This window comes from Thauera linaloolentis 47Lol = DSM 12138 (assembly GCF_000310205.1).
In the GTDB taxonomy this organism is placed as follows: domain Bacteria; phylum Pseudomonadota; class Gammaproteobacteria; order Burkholderiales; family Rhodocyclaceae; genus Thauera; species Thauera linaloolentis.
The window spans coordinates 19321-38551 of record NZ_AMXE01000013.1 but is presented as its reverse complement, the minus strand read 5'-3'; the positions used below and the strand labels follow the sequence as shown (position 1 = coordinate 38551).

General features: G+C 67.8%; 23 protein-coding genes. 11 read left to right on the top strand and 12 right to left on the bottom strand.

The annotated features are described in order from the left end of the window. The first annotated feature begins 30 nt into the window (after positions 1 to 30). The 8 genes from C666_RS05860 to fliR all read left to right on the top strand — a co-directional run bounded on the left by C666_RS05860 (position 31) and on the right by fliR (position 5804). Positions 31 to 1293 (top strand): flagellar hook-length control protein FliK, encoded by a 1263-nt coding sequence (locus C666_RS05860; RefSeq protein WP_154666278.1) that lies wholly within the window; start codon positions 31 to 33, stop codon positions 1291 to 1293. 93 nt (positions 1294 to 1386) lie between these two features. Beyond that, positions 1387 to 1962 carry a flagellar basal body-associated FliL family protein gene (locus C666_RS05855; RefSeq protein ID WP_004335321.1) on the top strand — a complete coding sequence of 192 codons (576 nt, stop codon included), beginning with the start codon at positions 1387 to 1389 and terminating at the stop codon, positions 1960 to 1962. 12 nt (positions 1963 to 1974) lie between these two features. Continuing rightward, positions 1975 to 2985, top strand: a complete 1011-nt coding sequence (gene fliM / locus C666_RS05850) for a flagellar motor switch protein FliM (RefSeq protein ID WP_004335319.1) — start codon at positions 1975 to 1977, stop codon at positions 2983 to 2985. Then, positions 2978 to 3451 (top strand): flagellar motor switch protein FliN, encoded by a 474-nt coding sequence (fliN, locus tag C666_RS05845; RefSeq protein WP_004335317.1) that lies wholly within the window; start codon positions 2978 to 2980, stop codon positions 3449 to 3451. The genes fliM and fliN overlap by 8 nt, the downstream gene beginning before the upstream one ends. A 13-nt stretch (positions 3452 to 3464) precedes the next feature. Then, a complete protein-coding gene (fliO, locus tag C666_RS05840; RefSeq protein ID WP_004335315.1) occupies positions 3465 to 3911 on the top strand; it encodes a flagellar biosynthetic protein FliO in 447 nt (148 codons plus the stop codon). Beyond that, positions 3901 to 4665: a flagellar type III secretion system pore protein FliP gene (gene fliP / locus C666_RS05835; protein ID WP_004335313.1), complete on the top strand. Its 765-nt coding sequence runs from the start codon at positions 3901 to 3903 to the stop codon at positions 4663 to 4665. The genes fliO and fliP overlap by 11 nt, the downstream gene beginning before the upstream one ends. Positions 4666 to 4690: 25 nt before the next feature. After that, a complete protein-coding gene (gene fliQ, locus C666_RS05830; RefSeq protein ID WP_004335311.1) occupies positions 4691 to 4960 on the top strand; it encodes a flagellar biosynthesis protein FliQ in 270 nt (89 codons plus the stop codon). Between the two features lie 34 nt (positions 4961 to 4994). Then, positions 4995 to 5804, top strand: coding sequence for a flagellar biosynthetic protein FliR (gene fliR / locus C666_RS05825; protein ID WP_004335310.1), 810 nt, complete (start codon positions 4995 to 4997; stop codon positions 5802 to 5804). 15 nt (positions 5805 to 5819) lie between these two features. Here fliR and C666_RS05820 read toward each other — a convergent pair whose 3' ends face one another. The 12 genes from C666_RS05820 to flgB form a co-directional block, all read right to left on the bottom strand. After that, positions 5820 to 6392: a hypothetical protein gene (locus tag C666_RS05820; RefSeq protein WP_004335308.1), complete on the bottom strand. Its 573-nt coding sequence runs from the start codon at positions 6390 to 6392 to the stop codon at positions 5820 to 5822. 8 nt (positions 6393 to 6400) lie between these two features. Further along, a complete protein-coding gene (gene flgL, locus C666_RS05815; RefSeq protein ID WP_004335306.1) occupies positions 6401 to 7603 on the bottom strand; it encodes a flagellar hook-associated protein FlgL in 1203 nt (400 codons plus the stop codon). A gap of 19 nt (positions 7604 to 7622) precedes the next feature. After that, positions 7623 to 9659 (bottom strand): flagellar hook-associated protein FlgK, encoded by a 2037-nt coding sequence (flgK, locus tag C666_RS05810; protein WP_004335304.1) that lies wholly within the window; start codon positions 9657 to 9659, stop codon positions 7623 to 7625. An 83-nt stretch (positions 9660 to 9742) separates the two neighbouring features. Further along, complete coding sequence (gene flgJ, locus C666_RS05805; RefSeq protein WP_004335302.1) at positions 9743 to 10780, bottom strand: flagellar assembly peptidoglycan hydrolase FlgJ; 1038 nt, start codon at positions 10778 to 10780, stop codon at positions 9743 to 9745. 8 nt (positions 10781 to 10788) lie between these two features. After that, entirely contained in the window at positions 10789 to 11916 is a 1128-nt protein-coding gene (locus C666_RS05800) for a flagellar basal body P-ring protein FlgI (protein WP_004335300.1), read from the bottom strand. Between the two features lie 12 nt (positions 11917 to 11928). Further along, positions 11929 to 12606: a flagellar basal body L-ring protein FlgH gene (locus C666_RS05795; protein ID WP_028792489.1), complete on the bottom strand. Its 678-nt coding sequence runs from the start codon at positions 12604 to 12606 to the stop codon at positions 11929 to 11931. 64 nt (positions 12607 to 12670) lie between these two features. Next, positions 12671 to 13453: a flagellar basal-body rod protein FlgG gene (gene flgG / locus C666_RS05790; RefSeq protein ID WP_004335296.1), complete on the bottom strand. Its 783-nt coding sequence runs from the start codon at positions 13451 to 13453 to the stop codon at positions 12671 to 12673. A 186-nt stretch (positions 13454 to 13639) separates the two neighbouring features. Next, positions 13640 to 14374 (bottom strand): flagellar basal-body rod protein FlgF, encoded by a 735-nt coding sequence (flgF, locus tag C666_RS05785; RefSeq protein WP_004335294.1) that lies wholly within the window; start codon positions 14372 to 14374, stop codon positions 13640 to 13642. Between the two features lie 47 nt (positions 14375 to 14421). Beyond that, positions 14422 to 15750 carry a flagellar hook protein FlgE gene (flgE, locus tag C666_RS05780; RefSeq protein ID WP_004335291.1) on the bottom strand — a complete coding sequence of 443 codons (1329 nt, stop codon included), beginning with the start codon at positions 15748 to 15750 and terminating at the stop codon, positions 14422 to 14424. 15 nt (positions 15751 to 15765) lie between these two features. Continuing rightward, positions 15766 to 16434 carry a flagellar hook assembly protein FlgD gene (locus tag C666_RS05775; RefSeq protein WP_004335288.1) on the bottom strand — a complete coding sequence of 223 codons (669 nt, stop codon included), beginning with the start codon at positions 16432 to 16434 and terminating at the stop codon, positions 15766 to 15768. Between the two features lie 39 nt (positions 16435 to 16473). Continuing rightward, positions 16474 to 16878 carry a flagellar basal body rod protein FlgC gene (gene flgC, locus C666_RS05770; protein ID WP_004335284.1) on the bottom strand — a complete coding sequence of 135 codons (405 nt, stop codon included), beginning with the start codon at positions 16876 to 16878 and terminating at the stop codon, positions 16474 to 16476. Between the two features lie 11 nt (positions 16879 to 16889). Further along, positions 16890 to 17306 carry a flagellar basal body rod protein FlgB gene (flgB, locus tag C666_RS05765; protein WP_004335280.1) on the bottom strand — a complete coding sequence of 139 codons (417 nt, stop codon included), beginning with the start codon at positions 17304 to 17306 and terminating at the stop codon, positions 16890 to 16892. Between the two features lie 260 nt (positions 17307 to 17566). On the opposite strand from flgB, the gene flgA reads away from it, so the two are divergent. From flgA to C666_RS05750, 3 genes are all read left to right on the top strand, one after another. Next, positions 17567 to 18277 (top strand): flagellar basal body P-ring formation chaperone FlgA, encoded by a 711-nt coding sequence (gene flgA, locus C666_RS05760; RefSeq protein WP_004335278.1) that lies wholly within the window; start codon positions 17567 to 17569, stop codon positions 18275 to 18277. Between the two features lie 100 nt (positions 18278 to 18377). Beyond that, positions 18378 to 18674, top strand: coding sequence for a flagellar biosynthesis anti-sigma factor FlgM (gene flgM, locus C666_RS05755; RefSeq protein ID WP_004335275.1), 297 nt, complete (start codon positions 18378 to 18380; stop codon positions 18672 to 18674). A 61-nt stretch (positions 18675 to 18735) separates the two neighbouring features. Continuing rightward, the gene (locus C666_RS05750) at positions 18736 to 19227 is read left to right on the top strand and encodes a flagella synthesis protein FlgN (protein ID WP_028792488.1); all 492 of its coding nucleotides are present in this window, start codon (positions 18736 to 18738) and stop codon (positions 19225 to 19227) included. The last annotated feature ends 4 nt before the right edge of the window (positions 19228 to 19231 follow it).

Sequence of the window (19231 nt, the reverse complement as noted above, 5' to 3'; positions counted from 1 at the left end):
TGCTCATCCATGTTCCAGAGGCGCCAGACCATGCCCGCATCCGTTTCCTCCTCCAGCCTGGCCCAGGGCCTGCAAGGTACCGCCGGGCGCAAGCTGTCCGACCAGGCGATGACTACCGGCCTGGCCGGCCTGATCGGCCCCGGCAAGCAACAGGCCTCTTTCTCGCGCACGCTGCAGAACCAGTTGCACGCTTCACACGCCCAACCGGCTCAAACCCAAACCACACGCGCCAGCGACGCCTCACCGCGCACCGCCTCGCCCGTACGGCAGCGGGAAGCCGATCGCAGCGCACAGCGCAGCACAGCGCAGGAACCGGAACGCGCCCAGCCGCAAACCCCGGACGCGGACGCGGGACGCGGCACGGCCGAAACCGCCGCCGCAACGGACGGCACGGCCAGCGGCAACGACGGCCAGCGCGGAAACCCCGACTCGCCTCACGACTCCGGGACGGCGCCGGCCGAAGAGGGCACGGATGCCGCCGGCACCGCCGATGCCGCCGCCATTGCCGGCCTGCCGGCAGCGATTGCCGCCCTGCGCTCGGAAACGGCAAGCGCCGCCGGCGAGGCCGACGGCGACCTGGCGGCGGGTGACAGCACCGGGAAATCGCTTCAGAATGCCGGCCTGCTGCCGAAAGACGATACGGGACTGGCGAACGCCGGCGCGGATGCCGACACCGCGGCGCAGTCGGTGCAGGGGCGCCTGCCGATCATGGCGGCCATCGCCGACAAGGCCGCGGGAACGGCCGCGGCGCTGCAGGCCGGGGACGGCGACATGGCGATCCAGCAGCCCGCCCAGGCATCGGGAGGGCATCATGGTGCGAACCTGCTTGGCGTGCTGCGGCACGCACCGGCTCCGTCGACGCCGCAGTTGCCGGTCCAGACGCCCGCAAGCCAGCATGCATGGGCCGAAGACGTCGGCAACCAGGTACGGTGGATGCTCGGCCGCGCGGAGAGCAAGGCCGAGCTGGTGCTGACGCCGCCGAACCTCGGCAAGCTGGAGGTGTCGATCTCGCTCAGCGGCGACCAGACCACGGCGCAGTTCGTCGCCTCCAGTCAGGCCGCGCGTGACGCACTCGAGCAGGCGCTGCCGCGTTTGCGCGAGATACTCCAGCAGTCCGGCATCAGCCTGGGACAGGCCGACGTCAGCACCTCCGAAGACCGGAGCGCGGGCAGCGATGGCGGCGGACAAGGCCGCCACGCGGGCGGCAGCGGCGAGACGTTCGCGGATACTGCCGGCGGCAAGCCCGCGGTGTGGCAGCAGCAACACGACGGACTGGTCGACACCTTCGTCTGAAGCGCTTGAATTGGGGCAGCTCTGCCCCACTTTTCCACGCTTCGCGGCGTGCGATCTTCCGGGATAATTTTGGCAAGGTATCAGGAGGATCGCATGGCCAAGGCGCCAACCAAACCGGAAGCGGGCGGAGAAGCCCCCCCCAAGGGCAAGAGCAAGCTGCTCATCGCCATCGTCATCGTGCTGCTCGTGGCGCTGATCGCCATGGCGGGCCTCGCGGTACTGCTGTTGCTCAAGAACAAGGACAAGGGGGGCGAGGACGGCGCCGCCACGTCGGCGGTCGTCACCCCGCCCGCGCCGCCGCCCACCCCGGTGGTGGATCTGTCCAAGCCCCCCACTTTCGTGCCGCTGGACCCCTTCACGGTGAACCTGCGCCGCGACGAGGGCGACCACTACCTGCAGACCGTGATCGTGCTGCGCGTCGCCGACGCCAAGACCGGCGACGGCCTCAAGGGCTACATGCCGGAGATCCGGCACCGCATCAACCTGCTGCTGTCGAGCCGCCTGCCGTCGGAACTGTTCACCACCGAAGGCCGCGAACTGCTGGCCGCCAGCATCGTCGATGAGACCAACGCAGCGCTCGGCTTCCCGGTCCAGACCGATGCCCGCGGCCGCACCACCTCGACGGGCCCGATCCAGGCGGTGCTGTTCAACTCCTTCATCATCCAGTAGCGGACAAACGCCATGTCCTCGGATTTTCTCTCCCAAGAAGAAGTCGACGCCCTGCTGCGGGGCGTGACCGGAGAATCCGACGAGCCCGAGGTCGAGGAACAATCGACCGAGGGCGTGCGCCCCTACAACCTGGGCACGCAGGAGCGCATCGTTCGCGGGCGCATGCCCACGATGGAGCTGATCAACGAGCGCTTCGCGCGCTATCTGCGCATCGGCTTCTTCAACTATGTACACCGCAATACCGAAGTCTCCGTCGGCACGATCAAGGTCCAGAAGTACGCAGAATTCGTGCGCAACCTGGTCGTGCCCACCAACCTCAACTTGGTCACGGCCAAGCCGATGCGCGGCACCGGGCTGATCGTCTTCGACCCGAACCTCGTCTTTCTCGTTGTCGACAACATGTTCGGCGGCGACGGGCGCTTCCACACCCGGGTCGAAGGCCGCGACTTCACGCCGACCGAGCAGCGCATCATCCAGGGCATGCTCGACGTCGTGTTCGCCGAGTACACAAAGGCCTGGGCGCCGGTGTTCAAGCTCGAGTTCGAATACGTGCGCTCCGAGATGAACTCGCAGTTCGCCAACATCGCCACGCCCTCCGAGATCGTCATCGCGACGACCTTCTCGCTCGAGATCGGCGGCGCCCAGGCCGAGATGCACGTGTGCTTCCCTTACTCGATGCTGGAGCCGATCCGCGACCTGCTCTACTCGACGATGCAGAGCGACCACATCACCTCCGACCGGCGCTGGATCAAGCTGCTGTCGCGCCAGTTGCGCGCGGCCGACGTCGAGCTGTACTGCAACCTCGGCACGGCGCGCGTCACCCTGCGCGACATCGTCGACATGCGGGTCGGCGACGTGATTCCCCTGAACGTGCCCGAGGTTCTGTCGGCCGAGATCGATGGCGTACCGGTGTTCGAGTGCAGGCAGGGAACCAAGAACGGGCGATACGCCATCCGGGTGGAACGCATCCTCACACACGAAGAGGAGCCCTCACCCTTGCTAGCTGGAGGCCAGAATGGCTGACGACGACCAGATTTCCGATGACGATTGGGCTGCCGCGATGCAGGAGCAGGCGGTGAGCGAAGCCAGCCAGGGCGGCGACAGCGAAGCCGCCCGCGTCGCCGCCGAACTCGCCGCCGCGGCGATGGAAGACTCGCCCTACCAGGCTCGCCCGGCCAGCCAGATATTCGAGGAATTCGGCGCCGGCAGCCCCGCCAAGGGCTCGCTGAACGACTTCGACATGATCCTCGACATCCCGGTGCAGATCACCGTGGAGCTGGGGCGCACCAAACTGACGATCCGCAACCTGCTGCAACTGGCGCACGGCTCGGTGGTCGAGCTGGACGGCCTGGCCGGCGAGCCGATGGACGTGCTGGTCAACGGCACCCTGATCGCGCAGGGCGAGGTCGTGGTGGTCAACGACAAGTTCGGCATCCGCCTGACGGACATCATCAGTCCGGCCGAACGCATGCGCAAGATCCGCAACTGAACGCGGGGCCGCCGTGCATCGTTCGCGCTTCCTGATCCTGCCGCTGCTGTCGCTGGGCGCCGCCGATGCACTGGCGCAGGCCGCGGCGGCGCCCTCGGGCAACGCCGCGCCCGCCGAACTGGCCGGCAGCCTGTTCCAGATGCTGTCGGGCCTTGCCGTCGTCATCGCCCTGCTGCTGGCCTGCCTGTGGTTGATCCGCCGCCTGGCCGCGCCGCGCGGCAGCGCCGCCGCGATCAAGGTCCTGGGCGCGGCGGCGGTGGGACCGCGCGAACGGGTGGTGCTGGTGCGCCTGGGCGAACAGGTGCTGGTGCTCGGCGTGGCCCCGGGCTCGGTCACCAAGCTGCACGAGATGAGGCCTGAAGACCTGCCGCCGGCCACCGGGGGCGGCGCTCCGCCCTCGCCCCAGCGCTCCTTTCCGGCCTGGCTGAAGCAAGCGATGGAGCGCCGCGATGCGCGCTGAACGCCACCGTCCATCGCCCCTGCTGCGCACGGGCCTGGCACTGGCGCTGGCCGGCCTGCCGCTGATCGTGCAGGCGCAGGCGCTGCCGGCGATCACCAGCACGGCCACGCCGGGGGGCGGCACCACCTACAGCCTGACCATCCAGACGCTGCTGCTGATGACGCTGCTGAGCTTCATCCCGGCCATGGTGCTGATGATGACCAGCTTCACCCGCATCATCATCGTGTTCTCGCTGCTGCGCCAGGCCATGGGCACGCAGACCTCGCCGCCCAACCAGGTGCTGCTCGGCCTGGCCCTGTTCCTGAGCTTCTTCATCATGGCGCCGGTCGCCGAGCGCGTCTATACCGACGCCTACCTGCCCATGTCCGAAGGCCAGATCCAGTTCGACGAGGCCTTGCAGCGCGCCTCGGTGCCGGTCAGGACCTTCATGCTGGCGCAGGTGCGCGAACCCGACCTGACGCTGTTCGCCGGGCTGGCCAAGGTGCCGCCGGTGGAAAAGGCCGAGGACCTGCCGATGCGCGTCATCATCCCGGCCTTCGTCACCTCCGAAATCAAGACCGCTTTCCAGATCGGCTTCATCGTCTTCATTCCCTTCATCATCATCGACATGGTGGTCGCGTCGGTGCTGATGTCGATGGGCATGATGATGATGTCGCCGGTGATCGTGTCGCTGCCCTTCAAGATCATGCTGTTCGTGCTGGTCGACGGCTGGACGCTGCTGATCGGCTCGCTGGTGCAGAGCTTCGCGGTCTAGCGCGGGGCACCGAGAGGAACCGACCATGACTCCCACCTCCGTCATCGAACTGGGCCGCCAGGCCGTCGAAGTCACCCTGATGGTATCGGCGCCGCTGTTCCTCGCCGCGCTCGTCACCGGCCTGATCATCAGCATCTTCCAGGCCGCGACGCAGATCAACGAGATGACGCTGACCTTCGTGCCCAAGCTCATCGCCATCTTCGTCACGCTGGTGCTGGCCGGCCCGTGGATGATCACCGTGCTGACCGACTTCATGCGCCGGCTGTTCGAATCCATCCCGACGATGATCGGCTGAGGCCGCGCGTCCTGCCCCCGCCTCCCCCGCACCGATGCTCAGCGTAAGCGCCGCCCAGCTCGACGCCTGGCTCGCCGCGGCGATGTTTCCGCTGGCGCGCCTGCTGGGCCTGTTCGCCTCGGCGCCGGTATTCTCCAACCGCGGCGCTCCCGCCCGCGTGCGGCTCGCCATCGGCCTGGGCGTGGGCATCGCGCTGCTGCCGGCGATGCCGCCGATGCCCGAGGTGGCGCCGGGCTCCGGCCTCGGGCTCGCCATCTTCGGCCAGCAGATCTTCATCGGCATCGCGGTGGGCTTCATGATGCGCCTCGTGTTCGCCGCGGTGGATATGGCCGGGGCGCTGATCGGCATGCAGATGGGCCTGTCCTTCGCCATCTTCTTCGACCCCGACGCGGGCGGGCAGACCGCCGTGCTGTCGGACTTCCTCAGCCTGATCGCCACCCTGCTGTTCCTCGCGGTGAACGGCCACCTGCTGATGATCGAGGTGCTGGTGCGCAGCTTCGAATGGCTGCCGGTGGGCACCGACGCCATCCGCGCCGACGGCTGGGGCTACATCGCCCGCGCCGGCGCCGCCGTCTTCGCCGCCGGCCTGCTGCTGTCGCTGCCGGTGATCGGCGTGCTGCTGGTGGCCAACGTCTCGCTCGGCGTGCTCACCCGCGCGGCGCCGCAGCTCAACCTGTTCGCGGTCGGCTTTCCGGTGACGCTCACCGCCGGCTTCGTCGGCGTGCTGCTGATCATGACCAACTTCGCCCCGGTGCTGCAGAGCCTGTTCGAGCGCGGCTTCGACGAAATCGACCGCATGCTCGAATTGCTCGCGCCCCTGCAGGCGCCGCCCCCGCCGCGCTGAGCCGGAGGGGGCGGGTCACAAGGCCGGGAAGATGCGCGAGCGCAGGAGCTGGATTTCGGCGTTGGCGTAGCGGCGCGCGAACGGCCGCGTCGATTCGACGCCTTCCTCGTAGTGCACGATCTCGTAGCCGGCAAAACCGCCCGCCTCCACCATCTGCCGCGCGTTGCGCAGGAAGACCTGGCGCGCCTCGCCATCACCGCCGGTGAACAGTGACTTCATGCGCAGCGCCATGCGCACGCGGTCGCCCCCGGCCTCGCGCACGTCGACCCGCCATGTCGGCGCGAACGGATCGTAGATCGCGAACGCCACCAGGCCGCCGGCCAGGTACTCCGGCTCGAGCATCTTCAGATCGTCCAGCATCATCAGTCCGCCGGCGATCGCGGCCACCGGGCCGCCGTAGTCGGCGGCGAAGCGCTCGGCCTCGTCCAGCCCGCGCGACAGCCTGGACGCCTCCTGCTTCTGCTCCGGAGCCTGGGCGGACGGCGCGGATGGTCCCGGCGCGGCCTGTTCGGGGGCGGGCGCCGAAGCGCAGCCGGCCAGGGTGAGCGCGGCAAGGAGGGAAACCGCCAGTGCGGGCAGGGCGCGCATGATGACTCTCAGTTCAGGAAATTGAACAGGGACAGGCCCGACACCTTCATGAAGGACTGCTGTGCCGCCTGCAGGTAGGTCTGCCGCTGCGTGAGCTGCGAGATCGCCTCGACGTAATCGACGTCCTGCAGGTTGGACAGCGTCGCCGCGTACTGTATGTCGAGGTCGCTGCCGAGGTCGGCCAGCGCCTGGGTCTCGGTCAGTTGCGAGCCGATCTGCGCGCGCACCTTGAGGATGTTCTCCTGGCCGGCGTCCAAGGTTTCCAGCGCAAAGGCGACCGCCCCGGTCATGCCCGACACTCCGTTCTGCTTTTCCAGCGTGGCGGCGAACATGGCCATGTTGTTGAGCATGCTGGTCGACGGCACGTAGATCTCGAACGCATCGCCGTCGGCCACGCCGGTGGCCGGCAGCGACAGTTCCAGGCCGTCGATCGTGGCGCCGGGCGGCATCAGCGTGACCGCCGGCGGCACCTCGTTGCCGTCCTGCCCGATGCGGGTGACGTCATAGCTGCCCGTCCCCTCGTCGAAGACCAACTGGTAGCGCGTGGCCTGCCTGACCGCGGCCGGGTCGACGGCGGCCAGCGTGGGCGCGGCGTCGCCTTCGTTGTCGAGCGCACCGTAGATCTTGATCGACTCGGTATCGAGCGTCAGCGTGCGGTCGAACACATCCGAACCGGGCAGGCTGATCGCCATGTAGCGCGAGGCCGAGACCTGGATGCTGCGCTCGCCCTGGTCCCCGGCATAGCTGACGCCGGCCTCGTTGCCATTGAAGGGCTGCATCTGCGCACGATAGCCGCCGAAGATGTACTCGCCCATGCCATCCTGGCTGTTGGCCAAAGCGAGCATGGCCTCGAACTGCGCCTTCATGTCGACCGCCAGCGAACGCAGGTCCTCCGGCTTCATCGTACTGTCGCCGTTGCCCGCCTGCACCGCGCGCGTGCGCACGTACTGCAGGATCTCGCCCGCCCCTTCCAGGCGGGATTCGAGCAGCTTCAGTGCATCGTCGGCGTAACCGATGTTCTCGCCGAACTGCTTGTTGACCGCCTGCGTCTGGCCGATCTCGAGCGCGCGCGCCGATGCGATCGGATCGTCGGCGGGCGTCAGCACGCGGCGGCCGGTGGATACCTGCTGCGCCGTGTGCAGGAGGCCCGACCACTGCTGCTGAATCGAGCTCACGCTGCGGTCGTAGATCATGTTGGTCGAAATACGCATGATGCTCTCCCTGCCCGGCTCAGCGGCCGATGGCGATGAGTTCGTCGAACAGGCGCTGCGCCACGGTCATGACGCGCGCCGACGCCTGATAGGCGAGCTGGAAACGGACGAGATTGGCCGCCTCTTCGTCCAGGTTGACACCCGATACGCTGTCGCGCGACGCCGTCGCCTGGTCGAGCAGCGCCTGCTGGGCGGACTCGTTGACCTGGACCTCGCGGGTCTTGTTGCCGACCGTGGTCACGGTCTGGGCATAGATTGACTGGAAGGTGGCGGTCGGCCGTCCGCTGCCGTCGGCCAGCATCACCTTCGAAGTCTGCAGCGCGCCGAGCGCGACGGCGTTGCGGTTGTCGGCCACGCCGGCGGCGTTCGACGCGAACTCGAAGCTGTCCCCGGACTCGGGCGAGCCGCTGAACTTGAAGTCGAACGCATAGCCGCCCGGCCCGGTGATGCGGAACTGCGCCCCCGAAGAATCGGTGGCCGGATCGAAGGTCGTGGCGCTCCCGCTCGGATAGGCCGTGTCGGCCACCCACTGTCCGCTCGTCGCATCCTGCCTCAGGCGCTCGATCGTGTAGCCGGCCGGCACCGACAGGCTGGTGCCGCTGAAGCTGGCGGAAAACGACGCGAAATCCGGCTTGCCGTCACCCGCCCCGTCCATGCCGGCGATACTGCGGACATCGATGTCGGCGAGCTTGCCCGTGCCCTGGTTGACCAGCGGCGCGCTCACCGACACCGGGCCGCCGGCGGCGATTTCGCGGTAATCGGTGATCGCCACCGAGATATGGCTCGCGGCATCGCGCGTCGGCTGGATCAGCAGGCCCTTCTCGGGAATGCTCGCCGCGCTGGGGACGGTGACGGACAGGCCGCCGCCCTCGAGCGTCACCGGCCAGGTCGCCGGCAGGGCCTGCGACGCCACCTCCTCGTCGCCCGCGAACAGCTTCACCGTGCCGCCGATGTTGTCGACGGCGACGCGATAGTCCTTCGCCCGCACCTCGCTCACGTCGGTGATGCTGGTGGCGACGCCGGCCGTGGCCGGCACGACGGTGGGCGTGATCGGCTTGAAGAAATTCTTGCCGAAGACGCCTTCGAGATCGATGCCCAGCTTGTGCTGCGCATTGAAGGTTTCGGTGATGCCCAGCGCGATCAGGCCCAGCTCGTTCTGCGCCGCGTCGAGCGATACGCGGCGGAACTCCAGCAGCCCCCCCAGCGTCCCGCCCGTGAGCAGCGACTCGGCCAGCTCGATCCTGTTGCCGCCCGGCGCAACCATCGAGACCGCGCCGCGCTCCGGATCACTCGCGCTCGGGATCACCTCGAAGGTCGACACCGCGCCGCGCAGCACCAGCGACTGCCCCGAGCCGATGAATACGGACACCGCGCCGCTGGCGTTCGCGCCGTCCGATTCCTCGACGACCGTGATCTTCACCAGCTTGTTGAGTTCGCCCAGCAACAGGTCGCGCTGGTCGAGCAGGTCGTTGGCGGGCGTACCGGCACCGCCCGCCTGGGCGACGACGATGCGCTGGTTCATCTCGGCGATCGCCTTGGCGTAGCTGTTGATCGACTCGACGGTCTGCACGAGGCTGCCTTCCACGCCCTCGCGGATCTCTTCCATGCGGGCATTCAGGGAGTGGAAGCGGGTCGCCAGCGACTGGGCATTGGAAATCAGCGCCTGGCGCGCGGCCGGGCTGGTGGGATTGGACGCCACCTCCTGCACGCCGGCGAAGAAGTTCGCCATCGCCGGCGACAAACCCGTCGTGCTGTCGGCCAGCAGGTTGTTGATCTGCCCGATCTGCGCGCCGTAGGCGGCATACTGCGAGCGGCGGTTGTCGGCCTGCAGGACCTGGCTCTCCAGGAACTGGTCGTAGGAGCGCGTGACCGAGGACACCCGCGTGCCCTGGCCGAAGAAGCCGGCGCCGGTGAAGAGCGGCTCCAGCGCCCCCTGGCCGACCGTCTGGCGGTGGTAGCCGGCGGTATTGACGTTGGTGATGTTGTGGCTGGTCGTGGCGAGCTGGGCCTGTGCGGCATTGAGGCCCGTCATTCCGATGTTGAGCATGCCAGCCATGATGGTCTTCCTGATCTGCGATTTCCTGACAGGAGATCAGCAAGAAAGATGCCAACCCTCGGCCGGCAATTTCTGCGGCAGGATCAGCCGATGCCGGCGAGCGCGCTGCGCAGCGTCGTGCCGCCGATGATGCGGGTGAGCTTGTCGGCGTACTGCGGATCGGTCGCATAGCCCGCATCCTGCAACCCGCGCGCGAAGCCGCCGGCGTCCGTCTGGCCGAGCACGCCCGCGTAGCGCGGGCTGCGCGTCATCAGTTCGGCATAGTCGCGGAAGGACTCGGCATAGGACGAATACGCGCGGAAGCGCGCCGCCTCGGTATAGGCGCGGCCATCGGCATACTCGGTGACCGCGCGGTCGACCGTCCTGCCGCTCCAGGCCGAGCCGGCCTTGATGTTGAACAGGTTGTGGCTGGGGCGGCCATCGGCGTGGCGCAACTGCTTCTCGCCCCAGCCCGTTTCCAGCGCCGCCTGGGCCACCATGAAGGCCGGCGGGATGCCGGTGCGCTTGCTGGCCTCGACCGCATGCGGCCAGAGCTCGGCGACGAAGCCCCGGACCTTGTCCGAGACCGCGCCGCCGGCGTCGCGCACATGCTGGAGCGCCTCCCGGAAACGCGCTTCGAGCAGCGCGTTTCCGGCCACGGAACCGGTGTCCAGGCCAGCCGGGGAATCCCCCGCCCTGTCCGGCGACACGGCAAGCGCCGCACGCCCGGCCACGGCAGAAATTGCCGGCCGACGGATGGCGCCGGCAAGATCGAAGCCGCCATTGCCGCCCGTGGCGCCCTGCCCCGGCAGCGCCGCATCCGCGCCGCCCGCGCCCTCGTCCTTGCCGCCGAGCTGGCGGAAGAGCGCATCCGCGAGGCCCGTGCCGCGCGACTGCGACAGGTTCAGCGCAAGCTGCTGATCGAGCATACTTTGGTACATGCGGGTCTGGTCGCTGTCGAGCAGACTGTTCGACGGCGTGGCGTCGCGCATCGACTTCAGCAGCATCTGCATGAACAGCGCCTCGAACTGCTTCGCCGCCGCACGCAGCGCTTCGTTCGACTGGCCCTCGGTGCGCGCCAGGCGCTGAAGCTCGGCGAACGAGTTGGGGTCGAGGGCGTTGAGCTGGACGCCGGCGTTCATGTCCCGCCTCAGATGATCTCTAGCTCGGCGCGCAGCGCACCGGCCGCCTTCATTGCCTGCAGGATGCTGACCAGGTCCATCGGCTTGGCGCCGAGCGCGTTGAGCGCCTTGACCACGTCGGCGAGATTGCCGCCGGCGCGCACGTTGTGGATGCTGCCGCCGTCCTGACGGATGTCCACCTGGCCCTGGTTCTGCGCCGCCACCGTCACGCCCTGCGAGAACGGCGCCGGCTGGCTGACCTGGGTCTGGCTATCGACGGTGACGGTCAGGTTGCCGTGCGACACGGCCACGTTCTGCAGCGTCACGCGCTGGTTCATGACGACCGAGCCGGTCCGGGAGTTGACGATGACCCTGGCGGTCTGTTCGCCCGGCGTCACCCTCAGGTTTTCGAGCTGGCCCAGGAAGGCCACGCGGCGCGAGACGTCGGACGGCGCCAGCACCTGGATGCTGCGCCCGTCCAGCGCGCGCGCCGCGCCCGGCGCGACAGTGTTGATGGCATCCACCACCCGGCCCGCGGTATTGAAGTCGGCCTCGTTGAGCTCGACCATGACGAAGTCGCCCTGCCCGACCGCCGCGGCGACGCCGCGCTCCACCGTCGCGCCGCCGGGAATCCGTCCCGCCGCCAGGTGGTTGATGGTCTGCGCCGCGCCGCCCGCCGCGCCGCCTGCGCCGCCGACGGCGAGGTTGCCCTGCGCCACCGCATAGACCTGCCCGTCCGCGCCCTTGAGCGGCGTCATCACCAGCGTGCCGCCGCGCAGGCTCTTGGCATTGCCGATCGACGACACGGTGACGTCGATCGGCTGGCCGGGCCGGGCAAAGGGCGGCAGGCTGGCCGTCACCATCACCGCGGCGACGTTCTTCAGCTGCATGTTGGTGCCCTGCGGTACGGTAACGCCCATGTTGCCGAGCATGTTGACGATGCTCTGCTTGGTGAAGGGCGTCTGCGTGGTCTGGTCGCCGCTGCCGTCCAGGCCGACCACCAGGCCGTAGCCGACGAGCTGGTTCTCGCGCACGCCGGCGATGGTGGCCAGGTCCTTGATGCGCTCGGGCGCGGCCTCGGCCGCCGAGACGAAGAAGATGCCAGCGGCCACGGCCACCACCAGCGCACGTGTCAGCAGGGCTTTGAAGGCGCTCATGTCGGATCTCGATCAGAAAGGCAGGACGGCGAGGAAGAAGCGCTGCAGCCAGCCCATGGTGTTGGACTGGTCGATGACGCCGCTGCCGCGGTATTCGATGCGCGCATCGGCGACCTGCGTGGATTGCACGGTGTTGGTCGTGGTCACGGTGTTGGGGTCGATCACGCCCGAGAAGCGGATGAACTCGCTGCCCTGGTTGATCGCGAGCACCTTCTCGCCCGACACCAGCAGGTTGCCGTTCGGATACACGTCGATGACCGTCACCGTGATCGTGCCGTTGAAGGCGTTGTTGGCGCCGGCCGAGCCCGTGCCGTTGAAGCCGGAATCCACCCCGGCCTCGACGCTGAGGCCGTTCAGCCCACCCAGCGGCAGGCGTGAGGTCGCCGTGATGCCGCCCGTCATTTCGGAATTGCGCGTGGCGCTGGTGTTGGCGCTCTTGGTCGCAGTGTTGCGCTCGACGAGGTTGATCGTGACGATGTCGCCGACATGGCGGGCGCGGCGATCCTCGAACAGCGGGCGCGCCAGCGCCGTCTGGTAGATGGCGCCGTTGGCGGGCTGCGCGCCGGCACGGCTGTCCGGGCGCACGCTCATGGGCTGGTGCACTGCGGTCGGCGGCACGGTATTGATCGAGGCGCAGCCCGACAGCAGCGCCAGCACGGCGAACAGGCAGGAGGGGAGAAGCGTTTTCATCATCGGCCTCACGGCGTGGCCCTGGCGATGGAGCTCTCGCAAGCGGGTCATCACAATTGGGCCATCACAATTGGGTCAGGCGGCCCAGCATCTGGTCGGATGTCGAGATGGCGCGCGAATTCAGCTCGTAGGCTCGCTGCGTGACGATCATGCTGACGAGTTCCTCGGCGACATTCACGTTCGAGTTCTCGACGTAGCCCTGGTTGATGACGCCGGCGCCGTTGGTGCCCGGCTCGGTCGGCGTGGCCTCGCCGCTCGACGCCGTCTCGTAGAACAGGTTCTCGCCCATGCTCTGCAGGCCGCCCGGATTGACGAAGGTGGCGAGCTGGATCTGGCCGACGGGCTGCATCTCGATCTGGTTGGGCAGCTTGACGGTGACGGTGCCGTCCTTGCCGATGGAGATCTGCGTGGCATCGGCGGGGATCTGGATGGCGTCGAGCAACTGGTAGCCGCTGGCGGTGATGACGTTGCCCTGGTTGTCGAGCTGCAGCGCACCGTCGCGGGTGTAGGCCGTGGTGCCGTCGGGCATCGCGATCTGCAGGAAACCGTTGCCCTGTATCGCGAGATCGAGCGCGCCGCCCGTCTGCTGCGGACTGCCCTGGGTGAAGATGCGCTCGGTGGCCACCGGCCTCACCCCGGTACCGATTTGCAGGCCGCTCGACACCTGGGTCTGCTGCGTGGTCTGCGCCCCCGGCTGGCGGATCGTCTGGTACAGCAGATCCTCGAACACCGCGCGCTGGCGCTTGTAGCCGTTGGTCGAGACGTTGGCGAGGTTGTTGGAGATCACGTCCAGCGAAGTCTGCTGGGCATCGAGCCCGGTACGGGCGGTCCACAGGGAGCGGATCATGATGGAGTCCTCTGTTCTGCGTTGCCGTGCCGGCAGGCCTTGCCGGCACGCGGCGGCGATTGCCGCTTCTTGCACGGAATCAGTCTAGGCCCTTGCCGGCCACGGCCATCCCGCGATAAACAACGCAAAAACCGTGCTAATCATGCGCAAGGGGGCAGACGGCGGGCATCGGCGCCCGCGCGCGCCTCAGCGCGCAGCCAGCACCTGCGTGGCGGCACGGTCGTTGGCTTCGGCCGTTTGCAGCATGCGGACCTGCATCTCGAACTGCCGCGCGAGCGAGATCATCTGCACCATCTGGTCGGCGACATTGACGTTGCTGCCTTCGAGGTAGCCGCCCGCGACCTGCACGTTCTCGTCCGCCGGCGCCGGCGCGCCGCCGGCGAGCCGGAACAGGCCGTCATCGCCACGCACCAGTTCGGCCTCGGGCGGATTCACCAGCTTGAGCCGGGCGACGATATTGACGATGTTGCCGTTCGGGTCGATGGACGACACCGAGCCGTCGCGGCCGATGACGATCTCGGTATCGGGCGGCAGCGCGATCGGCCCGCCGTCGCCCGCCACCGGCAGCCCGTCGCGGGTCTGCAGGATGCCGGCGGGGCTCAGCGTGAGGCTGCCGTCGCGGGTATAGCCTTCGCTGCCGTCGGGCAGTTGCACGGCCAGCCAGCCCTTGCCTTCCACCGCCACGTCGTAGGGCCGGCCGGTGTACTGAATCGGCCCCGGGGTGAAGTCGTTGGCAATGCTGGCGTCGACCGCGAACGAACGCGAGCGGAAGGCCTCGGTCTGGATTTCCACGCCGCGCAGCTTGTGCATCTGTGCGCGAAAGCCGGTGGACGCAGCATTGGCGATGTTGTTCGACACCGCCGCCTGCTGGTTCATCGTCCCGGTGGCGCCGGTCATCGCCGTATAGATCAGACGGTCCATGCTCTACTCCCCCTGCCCGGGCTGCCCGGAACGAACCCCTGCCGTCATCAGCGCAGGTTGACCAGCGTCTGCAGGATCTGGTCCTGTGTGCGGATCGACTGCGCGTTGGCCTGGTAGTTGCGCTGCTGGATGATCATCTGCACCAGTTCCTGGGTCAGGTCGACGTTCGACTCCTCGACCTGGCCGGCGGAGATGACGCCATTCATGCCGTTGCCCGGCGTGCCCCGCGCGAAGCCGCCGGACTCCGGCGTCTCGACCCAGTAGTTGTTGCCGATGGGCGACAAGCCGTTGTTGTTGCGCACGGTGGTCAGGTTGACAATGCCGACGTCCTTGGTGTCGCCGTTCGAGTAACGCGCCTGGATGATGCCGTTACGGCTGATCGACAGGCCGGATATTTCTCCCGGCGGGGCCCCGTCCTGCTTCAGTTCGCGCGGTTTCGACTCGCCGCCGAACTGCGTGATGGCGTTCAGCCCCAGCGTGGACACGTTCGGGTTGACCGCGTCCGTCCCCAGCAGCGCGCTGAACACCGAGCCGTTGGTCGGCGGCGTGACGCCCGCCGTCACATGCGGCGTGACCGCGGCCACCCGGCCCACGCCATCGAAACCGATCGTGGAATTGTGGGTGAGCGTGCTGGTGTCGTTGTCGACGACGGTGTAGGCATCCCATTCGCTGTAGGTCGGGGGCGCCGTCGTGGTGTCGACGACGTCGCTGCGGCGCACGAAGTAGAAGGACAGCGTGTGCTCCTTGCCCAGCGAATCGAAGATCGGGATTCCGGTCGAGTACGTGTAGGTCAGCGGGTCCGACGGATCGATCGCCGCGGCCGGTGGCGCCGGCGTCGGAATCACTTCGGCATCGGCACTGAGGTTCAGGTTCAGGCTGATTTCCGAGGTCTCTATCGCCCCCACGCCCGAGGCGGGCACGATCAGCGGCCGGAAGGTATCCACCGAGGCCGTTGCCGGCGCATAGACGTCGCCCGACACCGGATCGATCGCCTGGTAGCCCATCAGGCGGTCGCCGAGCGAGGTGACGATGTAGCCTTCCTTGTTGATGTCGAACTGCCCGTTGCGCGACAGCGCGTAACCGCCGTTCTGCAGTTCGATCTCAAAGAAGCCGTTGCCGTTGATCGCCATGTCCAGCGGGTTGCTGGTGGTGGTGACGTTGCCCTGGGTGAAGGCCTGGCGCACCGCCTGCACCGCGCTGCCGATGCCGATCTGGATTTTCGACACGGCGCCGGTGAGCGACGAGGCATAGGCGTCCGCGAACACCGTGCCGGAGTTCTTGAAGCCCACGGTGCTGGCGTTGGCGACGTTGTTCGAGATGACGTCGAGCGCCTTGGAGGAGGAGTTCAGGCCGCTAAGGCCTTGCTGGAATGCCATGATCGGTGCTCCGGATCAGAGGATCTGCTTGATGTCGTCCAACTTGAACAGGCCGAGGTCGCCCACCTGCAGGTCGGTGCCCTTGGTGCCGCGAACGATGCTGGTGACGGCACCGAACTGCAGCGTGCGCCCCTCGACCTTGTCGTCGCCACGCGTCGCCGACAGGGACAGCGTGTAGACGCCGTCGGCCGCGCGCGAGCCGTCTTCCGCCGTGCCGTCCCAGACGAAGTTGTGGCTGCCGGCCTCGAGGCCGTCGAAGACCATCTGCTTGACCACCAGACCCGAACTGTCCCTGATCGTCAGCGTCGTGGTATCCGCCGGGCCGTCGATTTCGAAGCCGCCGATCCCGCCGGCCTCGGTCAGCACCACGCGCTGGCCCTCGACCAGCACGCCGCGCCCGATCAGCGCCGCAGCGTTCAGGCCCTCGGACGAAGCCTGCGAATCGAAGAAGGACTGCACCATCTTGTTGAGGCGCTCGATGCCATCGACCGTGCTCATCTGCGCGAGCTGCGAGGTCAACTCGGCGTTCTCCATCGGATTCATCGGATCCTGGTTCTGGAGCTGGGTGGTCAGCAGCTTGAGAAAACGTCCCTGCATGTCCTCTTCCGCCGCCTGCACGGGTTCGCTGCGGGCCAGCTTGGACAGTACGTTTTCCGCTGTCGTGTTGTTCGAGACGGTGGTCATGAATCTCTCCTGCTCACGGCATCATTTGCCGGACAGCGCTTACTGTCCGATCTGCAGGGTACGTTGAAGCAATGTCCGTGCCGTGTTCATGATCTCGGCGTTGTTCTGGTACGAACGCGAGGCCGAGATCATGTTCACCATCTCCTCGGCGACGTTCACGTTGGGCATCTCGACATAGCCTTCGGCGTTCGCCGCCGGATTGTTCGGCTCGTACACCAGCCGCATCGGCGCCGCGCTGTCGACGATCTGGGTCACCTGCACGCCGACCGAAGCCGGCCCCGCCATCTGGCGGGCGGCGAAGACGACCTGCTTGGCGCGGTAGGGTTCGCCCGTCTCGGTGGTCACGCTGTCGGCGTTGGCAAGGTTGGAGGCCGTGGTGTTGAGCCGCAGCGACTGGGCATTGAGCGCCGAGCCGGCGATCTGGAAAACGTTGAGCATGCTCATGATGAAGCTCCTTACTGGCCGGTGAGCGCCGTGTTCATCGAACGCAGCATGCCGTTGATGAAGGTCACGCTCGCCTCGTAGCGCAGCGAGTTCTCGGCGAAGGCCGCGCGCTCGACGTCCATGTTGACGGTATTGCCGTCGACGGCGGACTGGAGTTCGGTGCGGTACAGCGTGAAGCTGTCGGCGCCCGGTGCGCCGCCGCCGGCGATGTGGCCGCGGTGCGTGGTGTCGAGCGCCACGCCGGGCAGGCCGCCGCCGGGCGCATTGCCCAGCGCGCTGTCGAGGGCGCTGCGGAAATCGATGTCGCGCGCCTTGTAGTGCGGCGTGTCGGCATTGGCGATGTTCGACGCCAGCAGTTCCTGGCGATGGGCCTGGAGATTGAATGCCGCCTGGTGGAAGCGCATCTGGTTGTCGAGCAGGGTCTTCATCGCCTTACCTCGCGGATGGAAGTGCCGCGCCCCGCGAATGGGGAACGCAATCGATGGCTATGGAAGGTGCAGCTTTCATGCCAGCGATGCTAAGCCCCGGTCCGCTTTCGCCCTCGCCGGATAAGGCGGAGGAAAACCGCCCAAATCTGCCGCTTGCGGACACGGGCGGCAAAACCTGCCCCCCTTCCTGCCGCCAGCTTCCCGCAGCCCTGCCCGCACGCGGCTTGCCTCGCTGGAAGAGGCATGCTGCAATCCGCCCCATGAACCGTCCGCCCCCAAGCCCGGCCGCCCTGTGGCGCGGCGTGTCGTCCCTCGCGCTTTTCGCCCTCTTCCTCCCTGCTGCCGCCCACCAGCCCCCCGAGGCGGTCGAAGCGGCCGTCCGCGGCTTTCTGGAACGGGAAGTCCAGGGCCTGCCCGGCGACGTACGGATCGGCGTCCGCGCCTTCGACCCGGACAACCGGCTTCCGCCGTGTACGGCGCTCGAAGCCTTTCTCCAGCCCGGCACCCGCGCCTGGGGGCAGGTGAGCGTCGGCGTGCGCTGCAACGCACCGGCCGCATGGACGGCCTGGGTACAGGCCCGGGTCCAGGTCTTCGGCCCCTACCTGGTCACCACCCGTGCCCTGCGCTCGGCCGAGATCATCGGCGCGGCCGACGTCGAAATGCGCGAGGGCGAACTCAGCGCCCTGCCCGACAACGTGCTGACCGCGCCCGAACAGGCGCTCGGCCACGCCACGCGCTTTGCCCAGGCGGCCGGCGCACCGCTGCGCGCGGGAAGCCTGCGCCTGCCGGACGCGGTGCGCCGCGGGCAGACCGTTCCCGTGGTGACGCGCGGGCCGGGCTTTGCGGTATCGGGCGAAGGCCAGGCCCTGAACGGCGCGGCCCCCGGCGAACGGGTCCGCATCCGGCTCGGCAACGGCCAGATCGTGCAAGGGCGGGTACGGCCCGACGGCGCGGTGGATGTCGATTTCTAGGCCGTCACCGCGTTTTTTGGCCGGGTGTGAAATAAATCACTAAAGTTTCACGAAACGCGGCCGTCTACCCATTCGTGTCAATGGGTTTTTGGAGACCATCATGAAAATCGAGAACACGGGCAAAGCCTATGTTCCCTCGCAGGTACAGGATGCCCGCACGCCTGCGCAGCCCGGCAGGGCCCCGGTGCAGGCCAGTGGCGACAGCGTGCAGCTTTCCCCGCTCGCCACGCTGATGAAGAAGGCTGAAAGCGCGATTTCGGAATCGTCCGAGGTCGACCAGAAGCGTGTGGACGAGATCCGCCAGGCGATCTCCGAAGGCCGCTTCAAGATCGACGCCAACCGCATCGCGGACGGCCTCATCGCCAGCGTCAGGGACATGCTCGAATCGCGCGGCTGATCCATCGGCGGGCAACGGGGAGTAAGATCCGGCTCCGCACGCACTGAAAGCGCACGATACGATGAAACAGCCCGCCCCGCCCACGCCCTCCGCCGATCAGCAACGGCTTGCGTTGCTGATCGAAGCCGAATCGATGCAGCTCGGCGAATTCCTGGCCATTCTCGAACGTGAGGAAGGCCTGCTCGTGCAAGGCGACACCGATGCGCTGGTCAATGTCGCCAACGAGAAGAACGAACGCTACCGCCAGCTCCAGCGCCTGCACGACGAACGCTCCCTGCTGCTGGCACGCATGGGCCATGGCGTGTCCGATGCCGCGATCCGCAAGATCTGCGCAAACCTCCCGCGCGTGCTGGCACGCTGGGACGAGGTGATATCGCGCGCGCGCCAGGCGCGCGACCGCAATGCCCTCAACGGCCAGCTCATCCTCGAACGCATGGCCGGCAACCAGGCCGCGCTCACCGTGCTGCTGTCGGCCGCCAACCATCCGCAGCTCTACGACGCCGACGGCCTCGCCAAGCCCACCGGCGGCGGCCGCATCCTCGGCAGCGCCTGAACAT

Coding starts and splice junctions, on each gene's coding strand:
- C666_RS05775 (WP_004335288.1), bottom strand. CDS start 16,434: ATGACCACCGTCTCGAACAACACGACAGCGGAAAACGTACTGTCCAAG.
- fliR (WP_004335310.1), top strand. CDS start 4,995: ATGCTCAGCGTAAGCGCCGCCCAGCTCGACGCCTGGCTCGCCGCGGCG.
- flgM (WP_004335275.1), top strand. CDS start 18,378: ATGAAAATCGAGAACACGGGCAAAGCCTATGTTCCCTCGCAGGTACAG.
- C666_RS05820 (WP_004335308.1), bottom strand. CDS start 6,392: ATGCGCGCCCTGCCCGCACTGGCGGTTTCCCTCCTTGCCGCGCTCACC.
- flgL (WP_004335306.1), bottom strand. CDS start 7,603: ATGCGTATTTCGACCAACATGATCTACGACCGCAGCGTGAGCTCGATT.
- flgB (WP_004335280.1), bottom strand. CDS start 17,306: ATGAAGACCCTGCTCGACAACCAGATGCGCTTCCACCAGGCGGCATTC.
- C666_RS05855 (WP_004335321.1), top strand. CDS start 1,387: ATGGCCAAGGCGCCAACCAAACCGGAAGCGGGCGGAGAAGCCCCCCCC.
- C666_RS05860 (WP_154666278.1), top strand. CDS start 31: ATGCCCGCATCCGTTTCCTCCTCCAGCCTGGCCCAGGGCCTGCAAGGT.
- flgJ (WP_004335302.1), bottom strand. CDS start 10,780: ATGAACGCCGGCGTCCAGCTCAACGCCCTCGACCCCAACTCGTTCGCC.
- C666_RS05750 (WP_028792488.1), top strand. CDS start 18,736: ATGAAACAGCCCGCCCCGCCCACGCCCTCCGCCGATCAGCAACGGCTT.
- flgK (WP_004335304.1), bottom strand. CDS start 9,659: ATGGCTGGCATGCTCAACATCGGAATGACGGGCCTCAATGCCGCACAG.
- fliQ (WP_004335311.1), top strand. CDS start 4,691: ATGACTCCCACCTCCGTCATCGAACTGGGCCGCCAGGCCGTCGAAGTC.
- flgG (WP_004335296.1), bottom strand. CDS start 13,453: ATGATCCGCTCCCTGTGGACCGCCCGTACCGGGCTCGATGCCCAGCAG.
- C666_RS05795 (WP_028792489.1), bottom strand. CDS start 12,606: ATGAAAACGCTTCTCCCCTCCTGCCTGTTCGCCGTGCTGGCGCTGCTG.
- fliM (WP_004335319.1), top strand. CDS start 1,975: ATGTCCTCGGATTTTCTCTCCCAAGAAGAAGTCGACGCCCTGCTGCGG.
- flgA (WP_004335278.1), top strand. CDS start 17,567: ATGAACCGTCCGCCCCCAAGCCCGGCCGCCCTGTGGCGCGGCGTGTCG.
- fliN (WP_004335317.1), top strand. CDS start 2,978: ATGGCTGACGACGACCAGATTTCCGATGACGATTGGGCTGCCGCGATG.
- C666_RS05800 (WP_004335300.1), bottom strand. CDS start 11,916: ATGAGCGCCTTCAAAGCCCTGCTGACACGTGCGCTGGTGGTGGCCGTG.
- flgC (WP_004335284.1), bottom strand. CDS start 16,878: ATGAGCATGCTCAACGTTTTCCAGATCGCCGGCTCGGCGCTCAATGCC.
- fliP (WP_004335313.1), top strand. CDS start 3,901: ATGCGCGCTGAACGCCACCGTCCATCGCCCCTGCTGCGCACGGGCCTG.
- flgE (WP_004335291.1), bottom strand. CDS start 15,750: ATGGCATTCCAGCAAGGCCTTAGCGGCCTGAACTCCTCCTCCAAGGCG.
- flgF (WP_004335294.1), bottom strand. CDS start 14,374: ATGGACCGTCTGATCTATACGGCGATGACCGGCGCCACCGGGACGATG.